The sequence below is a fragment of the Botrimarina colliarenosi genome (assembly GCF_007859955.1).
Lineage (GTDB): Bacteria > Planctomycetota > Planctomycetia > Pirellulales > Lacipirellulaceae > Botrimarina > Botrimarina colliarenosi.
The window spans coordinates 330,552-343,034 of the sequence record NZ_SJPR01000001.1; the positions used below are offsets into that span (position 1 = coordinate 330,552).

Consider the following 12,483-nt stretch of genomic DNA (forward strand, 5'->3'; position numbering starts at 1 on the left):
CGTTCGTGATTAGCCGGTTCTTGCTGTCGGAAGCTAAACGTCGAGGCGTGGTAGGGGCATGACTTTGACGGTGTCGCTCGAGACGACCTCCATCACCAAGACCTTTGAACCGGTGGCGAGCGGATGGCCAGCGTCGGTCAACGCTTGGTACTCGACGGTGCGGCCTTGCAGCGTGAGGTGAACCTTTCCCGCTTGGCGGCTCGATTCGGCGATGGGGACATACACCTCGGCGGTCTCGCCGATCGCGTTGTAAACATCCTCATTGCCGGAAGTCTCTAGCCGGAAGATTTGCTTGAAGGTCCAATAGACGGCGTACATCGCCCCGTAGCCGGCGAGCGCCGCGACCGCGAGCGAAACGCCCTTGGGGGCGCCGGTAGAATTGATCGCGCCGCCGACAAGTCCGAAGAACGTCGCCGCCGCGGCGAGGGTCCGCAGCGAGATCATCTCGAGGAACCAGAAGCCGGCCGAGTCGGTGTCGCCGCCATCGATTCCTGCGTCGGCGCCCGAGGCGTCGTCGAAACCGCCGTCATCGCCGCCCAGCACGAGCATGGCGAGTTGCACCAGCAGCACGGCGCCCCCGCCGACCGCGGCGTAGAGGAAGAGGGCTTGGAGATCCATCGAACGGCCTCGTCGGGGAGACAGCGGACCCGCAGAGCGGGGGCGTCCGGCACTGCCGGAGACCCGCGTGGGGCGGGGTTCGGCAGTGTTTCGCTGGCGGGCCAGCGATCTTGCCAGCAAACCCTCGCGATACGGCGCCCTCGCGCGGATTGTCCGTCTTCTCGGCTCGGGAGTCAAAGAAACGCCGCGAGTCGCCGAAACTTAGCTCGCCGGAGCCCCCGGCGGCTCCCGCCGCCGCGTTTGGGCCGTTACGCTCGGCCTTTCAAATCCCGCGTGACCCTTACAGAGCGACCATGGCGAAGCGCCGTCCCCACAATCCGAACCACAACCGCCGGCCCGGGCAGAAAAATCGACCCCAGGGCGGCCGCGGCGGCGGTCCGACGGGGGGCGGGAAAGGGGGGGGCGGTTCGGCCCTGGGGGTTCGCCAACTCGCCGGCGGGAGCGGTTGGGCGCTGGTGGCCCCGCCTTGCGCCGCCGAGCGGGCCGAGGACCTTGAAGAGGTTCACGCCATGATCGAGGCGGGCGAGCTGGAGATCGCCACCGACGAGCTCCGCTACCTGCTTTCCGGGTGCCCCGAACTGCTCGCGGCGCACGTTCTGCTGGGGCAGCTCGCCCTCGACGCCGACGAGACGCGGCCCGCCGACATCGAATTGGCGCGAGGCCATTTTGGTTTTGCGTTCGCCCTCGGCGAGAAGGCGCTCAACGCCAAGAACTGCCCCGGCCCCCTGCCGGGCGCGGACCCGGCGAACGCCCCTTGGCACGAAGCGGCACGCGGCTTGGCATGGTGCCTCGAAAAGCAGAGTCAACCCATCATGGCGGACCAGATCGCCACGATGGTGCGCCGCTTTGATCCGACCGATCCTGCTGAAGTCGGGGCGATGCTCGACGACCTGCGCGCCGGGGGGCTGCCGATTATTGAATTGGGGTGAGGTGCGTTAGGAGAGTGGGAAGGCGCTGCACTCCCCGGGCTTGCGCCCGGGGCTCAGGTCTTTTCTCTTGTCTGCCGTTTCTTTGCTACTTGTTCCTTTCACTACGGTAGGTCGATTGGGCCCAACTCCCATGAAACCGGTAGGGTGAAGACGCCCGTCGGCGTTTCGTAGACCCAGGTGAGGTCCTTGGGGTCAATCGCGTTCTCTTTCTCACCGGCGTCAGCGGGCTCACCGGCGTCAGCGGGCTTACCGGCGTCCGCGGCCTCGTTGACCTCGAAGTCGAGTAGGTCTCCCCCCGCGAGATCGAATAGGTAGGCGACGCCGATTTCGCCCTCGGTCTGCATGGTGGTCTCGAAGCCGGCGTGCTCGATCCGCTCGCCCGCGGCGTCGACCAAGTAGGACTTGTTTTGGAACACCCACCCGCGGTGCGAGGCGAGCGAGTCCCCCGCCTCGGCCAGGCGGAGCCGCATGTGCAATTCCCAGATCGCGTTGACCTTCCGGAAGCGACTAACCGTGACGGTCGCGTCGCCAAAGGTCTGCACGATCGGCAGCTTGGCGGCGCCGATCTGCTCGACGCGGAACTCGTGCGTCGCCGCGGGGATCATCGCCGTCATCTGCCCGGCAATCTTTTCGATCCGCTCGACCTGGCGGTCGGGGAGCGCCAGGGACAGCGTCAACGTCGTCGCCTGTTCGCCGGGACTCGCCTCAAGGTCAATCGACTGCTCCGGTGTCCGGGGGACCAGCGTCTGGCCCTTCGATCCGGTGACCGTCAGGGCGCTCATTGGCTGGGAGAGGGCGATCGGCCGCAGGCGGGGCTCCCAAGCCGCTTCGATGGCGATGTCGAGGCGCGAGGCGCCCTCGTCTCGCAGCCCACGTGTCGCCGAGAGGCTGACCGCCTCGAACCGGAACGGCCCGGCGTACGCGCCTGCTCCGGAGCGGCGTCCCGCCGACGCCTCGCGATCGACCAAGGCGATCTCACCCTCGTCGCCGTAGGGATAGATGGCGAGCTTCGCTTCGTCGAGCAATTTGTCGACCGCCGACCAGAACGGTTCGTCCTTAAGCGTCAGCGTGACGGGCCGCTTCACCGCGTCGCCGCCAAAGGCCTCGCGGTTGTCACGGAACTTGGCCCCGGTCTGGCGTGAGAACTCGGCCAGCACCTCGGCGAGCGGCGCCTGGGCGACCTGGATCGTCACTCTCGAGGCCGCCGTGGCGCGCTGGGCGAGGCCCCGCTCGATGCGCAGCCGCACCCGCTGGAGCGCCGCTTGGACCTCGGGCGGGATTGAGTCGTTCGCGGCCGGAAGCAGCTCGAGCACGCGCTCGGCGTCGCCAGGCGCGTCGCCAACCAATTCCACCAAGGCCCCTTCGGCCGCTTGGCGGTCTGCGAGGCGGGGTGAGCCAAGTTCTTCGAGCTGGATCAACACCTCCTCTTCCAAATCGCCGGCGCCGGCGTCGGCGGCGAAAAGGCACGTCGTGGCGGCGAGAGCCAGTCGGATCGATAATCGGGGCATGCGCGACGACTCCAGCAGGGTGATGACGGCTACGACGATTCTAAGCACGAAACGTCCGCCCGGTCTCGGCCGGCGACGCCCAACAGCGGATTGGAGCGGCATAGGCTTGCTGATAGGGGCCTCGCTGGGTGGCCCCAACCGCCGCTCATCTCCGCCTCGTTGTTCGGCCGCATGTCCTGGGTGCGTCTCCTACTGCTGCTGGCTGCTCTGGGCGCCGGGCCCGCCGGGGCGGCGGACTTTATGTTCGAGGCGGTTGTCGGCGGCACGCTGCTGGAAGGCCGCCCGCTCGCCTGGACTGACGCCACGATGACGCTGCTGTCCCGCGACGGCCAGCTGCACGAGTTTCCTCCCAGTCAGGCGAAGTCGGCCCGCCGCACGGCGCCGCACTTCCGTGGCTACGCCGTCGAGGAGATGCGGCAGCGGCTCTACAAAGAGTTTGGGAGCCGCTTCGACTACGCCTCGACCGGGCACTACCTGGTCGCCCACCCGCGGGGCGAGCGAGGGGTTTGGGCCGATCGGTTCGAGGCCCTGTATCGCTCCTTCGTGCGTTACTTCCGCGTCCGCAATTTTTCGCTGGAAGACCCCCCCTACCCTCTCGTGGCGGTGGTCTTCGGGAACCGGTCGGAGTACGAGCGGTATGTCTCGGGCTCGTCGTCGGGGGCGCCGACCGGCGCGCTGGGGCATTACGAGCCGCGGACTAACCGGGTCTACCTCTACGACCAGAGCACCGCGGGGGGCGACGACCGCTGGGACGAGACGGCCGCCACCGTCGTACACGAGGCGACCCACCAGACCGCTTATAACGTCGGCGTTCACACCCGCTTCGCCGCCGGTCCGCGCTGGGTCAGCGAAGGGCTCGCGACGATGTTCGAGGCGCGAGGCATCCACGACGCGCAGAGCTACGACCGTGGCGACAGCCGCGTCAACCGCGGCCGGTTGCTTGATTTCCAGAGCGACGTGCTGCCGAGCCAGCCGCTCGGCTCGATCGAGACGTTTATCGCCTCCGACCAGTCGTTCCAGCGCCTGCCGATCCTGGCGTACGCCGAGGCGTGGGCCCTGACGTTCTTCCTCAGCGAGACCCGCCCGCTAGAGTACGCCGAGTACCTGACCGTCACCGCGGGCCGCCCGCTGTTCTCGGAGTACCCGGCGGCGGAGCGCGTGGCCGATTTCCGCCGCGTGTTTGGCAGCGACCTGAAGCTGCTCGACGCCCACTTCCTCAGCTTCGTGAAGGGGCTGCGGTAGCGATCTCCCCGACGTGCGTCGGGAACGCGCGTCGGAGCCGGGGGCGCGAGCCCCCGGAGGAACGACCACGCCGCTTCACTCCGAGGGCTCGCGCCCCCGGCTCAGAGCTTTCGTGCTGGCGAGGGAGCCCCCTTCGCAGTGGGTTCGCGTCGTTCGGTATGTGGCGGTCGTCTGTATCGCAGCGCGCAGTCGGGGGGGCGCCAGCAACGAAAGCGATGATTGCAATCGCTTCGACTTGGCCGTCTGGGAAGACCTCGCCGATAGCTAGCGTCAGGCAAGGCACGGATCCTTTGCCGGTCGGTGGCGGCCGACCCCCTCACCGCGAGGCCCTGATAGGAGATCGAGCGATGGCCGCGAACCTTAATTTCGATGAGACAAACCCGCGTCCCCCGGCCTCCGGCGTCGGCGTGTGGGTTCCTCTGCTGGTGGCGATTGTCGCCCCGCTGCTGTTGATGCAGATCGCCGTGGTGCGTCCCACAACGGTCCAGCTCGACCGAATGCGGGGCCAAGTCGCCCGGCTCGAGGCGACGCTCCAGGAGCTGACGGCGAAGGCGCCCAAAGCCCAACAGGCGTCCGGTCTACTGGCCGAACTGGGCCAGCAGGAGACGCTGTTGTCGGCTGCCGAGACGACGCTCGAGCGGTTCGCCCGGCTCGAACGGAAGCTCTCTCGCGGTCTGGCTGAGGCCGAGCACGTCGCCGCGAAGCTCGATCGGCTCGACGCCGTTGTCGACAACGTCCGGCGCCAATCGGACCAGCTCGCCGACGCAGAAGCCGCCCTGCTGTCGGTCGCCGCGGTGCCGGGAGAGTTGCATAACGCGATCGATCGGGCCGGCCGTCTCGCCCCCGCCGTGGCGGACGTCGAGCGTCTCGCCGCGCGGCTCGGGGAGGCACGCGACCTTACCGACGCCTCGCTCGAACGGGTCGAGGGCCTCGTGGCGGTGCAACAATCGCTCGCCATCGAGTCCGACCGAATCGCCTCGGCGAACAAGACGCTCGACGGTCTGATGCGACTCGAATCGCGGCTCAACGCCCCGCTGATGGCGGTCGATGCATCGCACCAACGGCTCAGCGAGCTGGTGGGTCTCAAAAACGCGATCCTCGACCAAACCGACAACCTGCCGGCCGCCTTTGATACGTTCGAACTGATCGTTGGCCTGCAGGCCGACTTCCAGAAGGCCCGATCGGTGTTCTTGACCGCCCAGCGGCTGATGGCCGACCTGGTGCTGCTGGAGCCGGCGATCACCCGGATCGCGGCGATGGTCGAACCGGTGATCGACCGCACGACGGTCCACAGCCTGGCGGGCGCCGAGCTGCGGCTGGTGCTCCGCGAGCTGAGCGACCGCCGGGCCGACGCCCTGGCGAAAATCGAAGCCGAGAACGTTGACGCCGATCATACCCAACCCGAATCGACCGAGAGCGTGGCCGCCCTCTCCGACGGCTCGGTCAAGTAGCGAAACTCTCCCCGCGGGCCGTGGCGTCGCCGATCGGGGCGACGGCGCGGCCGTGTTTTTTATGGCTCGGGACGCGCCCCGTGCTGGCGCCGGCCGGTATCGCGACGACTCCCCCGGTTTGCTAGGTAATCCCCCTGAAGGGACCTACCGCGCGAACCAGGGTGATCGTCAACGGATGATTCCAGCTGCAACCCGCCGCCTTGCCGCCGCCCCGTGTGCCGTACTGTCGTTGCTATTCGCTACCGGCGGGACGGCCCCGGCGGACGGCTCGCTCGCCTACCCGCTCGAATCCGAGACCGTGGTGGCCGAGGACGGGATGCTGATCCTCCCCCCGGGGGCGATGCAGCCGAGCGATCCGAACGCTTACTTGATGGCCGACCCGCCGCCGGTGGTGGTCGAACAACAATTGTTCGCGAATGGGCTGGTCGTGCCGGCGGGCTACCAGTGCCCCACCGAGGGACATTGCCAAACGCCGTGCGTCGCCTGCCGGCAGGCGCAATATGTCGGCTGGTCGTTGAACGTCGATCTGTTGGTCTTTGAGCCTTACTATGCCGACGCGTCGTCAACGCTCGTTCACGATGACGACGCCACCGAGGGGACGCTTGGCCTGCGGCTCACCTTCGGCCACGAGAACTCCAGCGGGGGCGGCATGGAGTTCCGTTTCAGCGGGACCGACTTCGATGAACTCGGCATCCTGGACTCGGGCGCTCCAAACACTTTGCAGCCGGGCGAGATCCAGACTTTTCAGTTCGACTTTGACCTCACCCAGCGTATCTGGATCGGCGACAGCAGCATTGTGTTTGGCGTCGGACCCCGGGCGGCTTCGCTGATGCATCGTTTCGGCGCCGATCCCGAGGTACGCGCGAACGCCGGCGGCCTGGGCTTGTCGGCCACGCTCTATCGCCCGTTCTGGCGGAGCGAGAAGTGCCAGTTCGCCGCCATCGGCTTTGGCCGCGGCTCCCTCATGGGGGGCGAGATCGTCAACGCCGACGACCAGCTCCTGGCCGACGGAACACTGTCGGTCCTCGAGGCAGGTTTTGGCCTCGAGATGCGCCGTCAATGGGGGCGTGGCGACTTTGTCGGTCGCCTGTTGTTCGAGTCGCAGTGGTGGGAGTCGAACCTTATGCAACCGATCTATTTCGACGGGCTGAGCTTCCGGCTGGGGTATCAGTGGTGAGGCCGGTAAGTCTCTTCAAGCTGAGAAATCGACCCGGCTCTCGGCCCATTTGCGAAAGTCTTGCTCTGCGAGCGTGACGCCTTCTTTCACGAGCTCGAAGACGAGTTTTGCTTCGGGCCAGCCCATCGTCTGCAGCACGGCGTCGAGCGCGGCTGCCGGGCATTCGCCGTTGAGTTCGACGCGGTGCATCTGGCCGTCGTACTCGTGCATGTGGCCGTTGAGACGCCAGAAGACGCCCTCCTCTCGGCCCGTCACTAGGAAGAAGCCGTCGGGCTCGCAGTCGCAGCGCGGCAACTCCATAAGCCGGCTCTGCATCGCCTCGAACGTCATCGGCAAGGCCGCGAGAAACGCCGGCGGACCGCCCGCTTCGCTTCGCAGCGTCGGCAACGCGTGGCCGCGGAGCGTGACGGGGTCGCCCGCCACCGTCGTGGCGGGGGCGGCGTAGACGTTGGCGTGCAACTTCAGCATCGGGCCAGCCTCTCCGTTCGTTTGCCGGCGGGGGTCATTCGGCCGGCAGGGTGTGGCCCATCTTGTCGCGCTTGGTCGCCAGGTAGGTCGCGTTCGAGACGTTCACCGGCGCCGCGAGGGGTACTTGGTCGACCACTTCGAGGTCGAACCCGCCGTAGACAACGGCGTCGAGCTTCTTGGGATTGTTGGTCAGCAGGCGGATCTTCGACATGCCGAGGTCCTTGAGGATCTGGATGCCAACGCCGTAGTCTCGGGCGTCCGCCTTGAAGCCGAGGGCGAGATTCGCCTCGACGGTGTCCATGCCCTGATCCTGGAGCGCGTAGGCTTTGATCTTCGCGGCGAGGCCGATGCCGCGGCCCTCTTGCGGCAGGTAGATCACGGCGCCGACGCCCTCGGCGCCGATCTGTGCGAGGGCCATCTGCAACTGGTCGCCGCAGTCGCAGCGGAGCGAGCCGAGCACATCGCCCGTGAAGCAACTGCTGTGCAGACGCACCAGCGGGGCCGTGGCGGTCGAGGGATCGCCGAAGACGATCGCGACCGGCTCCACCGCCTCGTACTTGACGTGATAAACGATAATCTTCGCGACGCCGTGCTTGGTCGGCAGCGGCGCCTCGGCGTTGCGTTCGATGAGCTTCTCACGGACGCGGCGGTAGGCGATGAGGTCCTCGATCGTGATGATCGGCAATTCGAACCGCTCGGCGAGCGCGTGCAACTCTTCGCGTCCGGCGCGGTCGCCCGCCTCGTTGAGCACCTCGCAGAGCAGTCCCGCCGGCTTGAGGCCCGCCATCCGCGCCAGGTCGGTGGTCGCCTCGGTGTGGCCGGCCCGGCGGAGGACGCCCCCCTCTTTGGCGATCAGGGGGAACATGTGTCCCGGGCGGACAAAATCGTTCGGCGTGCTGTCGGCGTCGCAGAGGGCGCGGACAACGGTCGCTCGCTCTTCGGCGGTGATGCCGGTCTTCGCCGTCCGGTGATCGACCGAGACGGTGTAATTGGTCCGCAGCGGGGCCGTGTTCATCTCGTCGTCGACCATCAACGGCAGGCGGAGCCGCTGCGCCACGTCGGGCAGGATCGGCGTGCAAAGCTGCCCCCGGCCGTGGGTGATCATGAAGTTGACCGTCGCGGCTGTGGCGGTCTCGGCCGCGGCGATGAAGTCCCCTTCGTTTTCGCGGTCCTCGGCGTCGACGACGATGACAATCCGACCGGCGGCGATGGCCTCGACGGCTTGTTCGATGGTAGAGAAGCGGTGTGACACGGGGCGGCGGGGGGAGCTAACGGCTGAAGGCGGGGATCGCGATGGCGTAGTATAGGCGTCAGGGCCCCAATGGCCCCAGCCGCCGGCGGCAGCCGGCGGAATGACGCCCCGCGCTACCGCCGGCTGCCGCCGAGGGTTGGAATCGTTTCTGATGTCCGAAGCCGCCCCCCCCGCGCCGATCGCCTCCGCGGGAGCTGTCGCCCCACTAGGAGTCGAGGAATACATCGAGCAGGCCCACTTCTTCGGGATGCTCGCCGAGCGGCTGGCCGCCAACGCCCCCGCCCAAGAAGTTTTGGCCTCGGCGCGCGAAGAGGTGCTCGCGACCACGAAGCTGCCTATGGCGATCGATTTCTTGCTTTCCGAGCTCCGGCACTCGGGCGTCATGGCCTCGGCGATGACCAAGCTGAGCCACTATTTCACGCCGCTGCAGGCCTACATCGTCGGCGAGGGGGAGAACGAGCGGGGCCGCTTCGACCTGCGGGTCGGCCTCGAGGTGCTCGCCCGCGAAGCGGCCTACCGAGCCGGGATGACGCCGGGTTCGACCCGCGTCCCGACGCTGCAGGGCTTGTTTCTGTACCAGTTCGAGGTCCTCTGCCGGAACCGCCTGGGGTACGACAAGGGGCTGACCGCCGTGGCGGGTGACCCGTCGTACCCCCCTCACTGGAAGGAATGGATCCTCGCGATCCGCCACCAGGTGGGGATCATCGACATCGCCGACTTGATCTATGTCCAGAGCGACCACGCCGCCAAACGCGGGGGGGCGAGCCGGACGCCACTGTTTGGCGATCAGGAGGGGCGGATCGCGCTGGCGAACCGCAAGAAGGACCCGCTCTACTTGTTCAATTCGCTGCATCGGCAGCTCGGCTATCCCGAGCCGCCACGCACCCAGCGGGTGAGCGGCGACGAGAACCCGATCCCCCAGATGGCGCGGCGGCTTGAGCAGCTCGAGAAACGGGTCAAGCTCCTCGAAGAGGAGCAGCGAGGTGGCTTTGACTTGACCAAGTTTTACGCCAAACCGCCAACGGCATCGGAGTGAGTTATCCCAGGCGGCGGCCGACTGAACTTCCGTAAATACGAGAGTTTTCGGGCTTTAATGCGGTTCTCGGTCGGTAGCGCGCGTGGTATTCTCAGCGTTACAGCCAACGGTAACGGCCCAGATTGCCGCCTACCGCTGTAAGATGAGACGCGAGTCGAAAGCCCCCAAAGGCCCCAGGCCACCTCGTCTCCTTGCTGCGTCAATCGTCCATCCGACCCCCTTGTCGCCTCCGGCGAGCTCACGCTTGCCGCCCGACGCTGCCACAGCCGCCCGCCGTGGACTTCAAGCTGAGTCTGCAATCGGAGACCATCCGGTCGGTCTACCCCGAAGCACCTGTGGCGGTCGAGCCGACCATGTCGGTCGCCGACGTCATTGTGCTGATGCAAACCGAGAAGGTGGCCGCCGTCTTGGTGTGCGACGACGACCGGTTGGTCGGCGTCTTCACCGAGCGTGACGTGCTGCGGGTGCTCGCCGAGCGCGTCGATCTGTCCCAGCCGATTCGCGCCGAAATGTCGGCCGACCCGGTGACGGTGAACGACGATTCAACGGTTGGAGCCGCCATCGGCCGCATGGCCGAGGGGGGTTATCGCCACCTGCCGATCGTTAGCTCGATCCGCCCGACCGAAGCGACCGGCATGGTCGATGTGCGGGGCGTGATGCGGTACTTGGTCGAGCACTTCCCGAGCACGATTTACAACCTGTCACCGAAATCGTCACGGACCGCCGCCGAGCGAGAGGGCGCTTAACGCGTCGGCTTGCCTCGCGCCGCCCGCTGTTTTCAAGGCTGTTTTTACCACCTTCGCCGCGTTTATCCGCCGCCCTGCTCAATTCCGCTGCCCCGTCCACCATGTCGACTGTCGCTGAGAAGCCCACCACCGAACTGAACGAAGCCACTGTCCGCTTCTGCGGCGACTCGGGCGACGGCATGCAACTCGCCGGCACCCAGTTCACTACGACGTCGGCCCTGGTGGGCAACGACGTGGCGACGTTCCCCGATTTCCCCGCCGAGATCCGCGCCCCGCGCGGCACCAAGGCGGGCGTCTCGGGCTTCCAGGTGCACTTCTCGAGCAACGAGATCTACACCCCCGGCGACGTCGTCGACGCGCTGGTGGCGATGAATCCGGCCGCCTTTGTCACCAACATCGGCGACCTCCGCGACGGCGGCATCCTGATCGTCAACGAGAGCGGCTTCGACAAGAAGGGCCTCGAACTAGCCGGCCTCGATGGCAACCCGATCGAGGAAGTCGCCCTCCACCAGCTGGAGCAGAAGTACAAGGTCTACAAGGTCGATATGACCAAGCTCACCCGCGACGCCGTCAAGGAGTTCGGGATGGGGGTCAAAGAGGCCGACCGCTGCCGCAACTTCTTCGCGATGGGCCTCGTGTTCTGGGTCTACGGCCGACCGCTCGAGCCAACCCTGCGGTTCATCGAGGCGAAGTTCGGCAAGAAGCCCGAGGTCGCCGGCGCCAACCGGGCCGCCCTCATGGCGGGCTACAACTACGGCGAGACCGTCGAGGCGTTCGACACCCAGTTCCACATCCCCAAGGCGGAACTAAAGCCGGGCAAGTACCGTAGCATCATGGGCAATACGGCCCTGTCGTGGGGCCTGATGACCGCCGCCAAGCTGTCGGAGAAGCGGCTTTTCCTCGGCGCCTACCCGATCACGCCGGCGAGCGACATCCTCCACGAGCTCTGCAAGCACAAGAACTTCGACATCGTCACGTTCCAGGCCGAGGACGAGATCGCCGCGATGACCGCGACGATCGGCGCCGCGTTCGCCGGGGCGATGTCGATCACCGCCTCCAGCGGCCCCGGCATCGCGCTGAAGGGCGAGGCGTTCGGCCTGGCGGTGATCATGGAACTGCCGATGGTTGTGATCAACGTCCAGCGTGGCGGTCCCTCGACCGGATTGCCGACCAAAACCGAGCAGTCGGACCTCTACCAAGCGGTCTACGGCCGCAACGGCGAGTGCCCGATGCCGGTGATCGCGGCCCGTTCGCCCGGCGATTGCTTCGAGGTCGCCCAGGAGGCGTGGCGCCTCGCCGTCCGCTACATGACGCCGGTCATGCTGCTCACCGACGGCTACATCGCCAACGGCTCAGAGCCGTGGCGGATCCCTCAGTTCGCCGACCTGCCGAAGATCCCCGTCACGCACCCCGAAGCGACCGACGGTTCGGAGCAGTTCCTCCCCTACACGCGGGACGAGCGACTGGCCCGCCCCTGGGCCCTGCCGGGCACGCCGGGTCTCGAGCACCGCTTGGGCGGTCTTGAGAAGCAGGACCGCACGGGCAACGTCAGCTACGACCCGGAAAACCACCAGCACATGATCGACACGCGGGCCGCCAAGGTCGCGAACATCGCCGAAGACATCCCGCTGCAAACGGTCGACGGCCCCGACGAGGGCGACCTGCTCGTCATGAGCTGGGGCGGCACCTATGGCTCGTGCCTGTCGGCGACGCGGCTCGCCCGCAAGCACGGCAAGAGCGTCGCGCACGCCCACCTCCGCTACATCAACCCGTTGCCGCGAAACCTCGCCGAGCTGATGGGACGCTACAAGAAGGTCCTCATGCCCGAGCTCAACTCGGGCCAGCTCCGGACGATCATCCGCGACAAGTACCTGGTTGACGTCATCGGCTTCAACAAGATGCAAGGCCGCCCGTTCACGGTCGCGGAGCTGGTGGAGAAAATCAGCGAAGTGACGGGTTGATGTCATACCGTGTTCGGGTCTCAGAATGCGGGATCCGTCCGATAGTCGCCTCGCGTGGAATCCGCATTCCCCAATCCAAAATCCGAATCTGATCC

General features: G+C 66.8%; 11 protein-coding genes. 7 read left to right on the forward strand and 4 right to left on the reverse strand.

Annotated elements, in window-relative coordinates; all coding sequences use genetic code 11:
* Nucleotides 1-33: 33 nt before the first annotated feature.
* On the reverse strand, nt 34-618 hold the full coding sequence (locus Pla108_RS01330) for a hypothetical protein (protein WP_146441844.1): 585 nt from the start codon (nt 616-618) through the stop codon (nt 34-36).
* Nucleotides 619-911: 293 nt separating this feature from the next.
* Between Pla108_RS01330 and Pla108_RS01335 the strand changes: the two genes are divergently transcribed.
* Nucleotides 912-1,547, forward strand: a complete 636-nt coding sequence (locus tag Pla108_RS01335; protein WP_146441848.1) for a hypothetical protein — start codon at nt 912-914, stop codon at nt 1,545-1,547.
* 101 nt (nt 1,548-1,648) lie between these two features.
* Here the strand turns inward: Pla108_RS01335 and Pla108_RS20730 are convergent, their stop codons facing one another.
* Nucleotides 1,649-3,055: a hypothetical protein gene (locus Pla108_RS20730; RefSeq protein WP_197526129.1), complete on the reverse strand. Its 1,407-nt coding sequence runs from the start codon at nt 3,053-3,055 to the stop codon at nt 1,649-1,651.
* A 180-nt stretch (nt 3,056-3,235) separates the two neighbouring features.
* Here Pla108_RS20730 and Pla108_RS01345 point away from each other — a divergent pair, with 180 nt between their 5' ends.
* The 3 genes from Pla108_RS01345 (at nt 3,236) to Pla108_RS01355 (ending at nt 6,925) form a co-directional block, all read left to right on the forward strand.
* A complete protein-coding gene (locus tag Pla108_RS01345) occupies nt 3,236-4,297 on the forward strand; it encodes a DUF1570 domain-containing protein (RefSeq protein ID WP_197526130.1) in 1,062 nt (353 codons plus the stop codon).
* Nucleotides 4,298-4,644: 347 nt separating this feature from the next.
* Entirely contained in the window at nt 4,645-5,748 is a 1,104-nt protein-coding gene (locus tag Pla108_RS01350) for a hypothetical protein (protein WP_146441857.1), read from the forward strand.
* Nucleotides 5,749-5,977: 229 nt separating this feature from the next.
* Nucleotides 5,978-6,925 (forward strand): hypothetical protein, encoded by a 948-nt coding sequence (locus Pla108_RS01355; protein WP_146441860.1) that lies wholly within the window; start codon nt 5,978-5,980, stop codon nt 6,923-6,925.
* 15 nt (nt 6,926-6,940) lie between these two features.
* On the opposite strand, the gene Pla108_RS01360 is transcribed toward Pla108_RS01355, so the two are convergent.
* Together Pla108_RS01360 and ribA are read right to left on the reverse strand one after the other, a co-directional pair.
* On the reverse strand, nt 6,941-7,393 hold the full coding sequence (locus Pla108_RS01360) for a hypothetical protein (RefSeq protein WP_146441865.1): 453 nt from the start codon (nt 7,391-7,393) through the stop codon (nt 6,941-6,943).
* Between the two features lie 34 nt (nt 7,394-7,427).
* On the reverse strand, nt 7,428-8,645 hold the full coding sequence (gene ribA / locus Pla108_RS01365; protein WP_231934243.1) for a GTP cyclohydrolase II: 1,218 nt from the start codon (nt 8,643-8,645) through the stop codon (nt 7,428-7,430).
* Nucleotides 8,646-8,796: 151 nt separating this feature from the next.
* Between ribA and Pla108_RS01370 the strand changes: the two genes are divergently transcribed.
* The 3 genes from Pla108_RS01370 (at nt 8,797) to Pla108_RS01380 (ending at nt 12,388) form a co-directional block, all read left to right on the forward strand.
* Nucleotides 8,797-9,681, forward strand: coding sequence for a hypothetical protein (locus tag Pla108_RS01370; RefSeq protein WP_231934245.1), 885 nt, complete (start codon nt 8,797-8,799; stop codon nt 9,679-9,681).
* A gap of 275 nt (nt 9,682-9,956) precedes the next feature.
* Nucleotides 9,957-10,427, forward strand: coding sequence for a CBS domain-containing protein (locus Pla108_RS01375; RefSeq protein WP_146441872.1), 471 nt, complete (start codon nt 9,957-9,959; stop codon nt 10,425-10,427).
* A 101-nt stretch (nt 10,428-10,528) separates the two neighbouring features.
* The gene (locus Pla108_RS01380) at nt 10,529-12,388 is read left to right on the forward strand and encodes a 2-oxoacid:acceptor oxidoreductase subunit alpha (protein ID WP_146441875.1); all 1,860 of its coding nucleotides are present in this window, start codon (nt 10,529-10,531) and stop codon (nt 12,386-12,388) included.
* Nucleotides 12,389-12,483 lie beyond the last annotated feature (95 nt).

What these genes read in the sequence shown, in the direction of transcription:
- Pla108_RS01330 (WP_146441844.1), bottom strand. Translation starts at nt 618, where the DNA reads ATGGATCTCCAAGCCCTCTTCCTCTACGCCGCGGTCGGCGGGGGCGCC.
- Pla108_RS01335 (WP_146441848.1), top strand. Translation starts at nt 912, where the DNA reads ATGGCGAAGCGCCGTCCCCACAATCCGAACCACAACCGCCGGCCCGGG.
- Pla108_RS20730 (WP_197526129.1), bottom strand. Translation starts at nt 3,055, where the DNA reads ATGCCCCGATTATCGATCCGACTGGCTCTCGCCGCCACGACGTGCCTT.
- Pla108_RS01350 (WP_146441857.1), top strand. Translation starts at nt 4,645, where the DNA reads ATGGCCGCGAACCTTAATTTCGATGAGACAAACCCGCGTCCCCCGGCC.
- Pla108_RS01360 (WP_146441865.1), bottom strand. Translation starts at nt 7,393, where the DNA reads ATGCTGAAGTTGCACGCCAACGTCTACGCCGCCCCCGCCACGACGGTG.
- Pla108_RS01370 (WP_231934245.1), top strand. Translation starts at nt 8,797, where the DNA reads ATGTCCGAAGCCGCCCCCCCCGCGCCGATCGCCTCCGCGGGAGCTGTC.
- Pla108_RS01380 (WP_146441875.1), top strand. Translation starts at nt 10,529, where the DNA reads ATGTCGACTGTCGCTGAGAAGCCCACCACCGAACTGAACGAAGCCACT.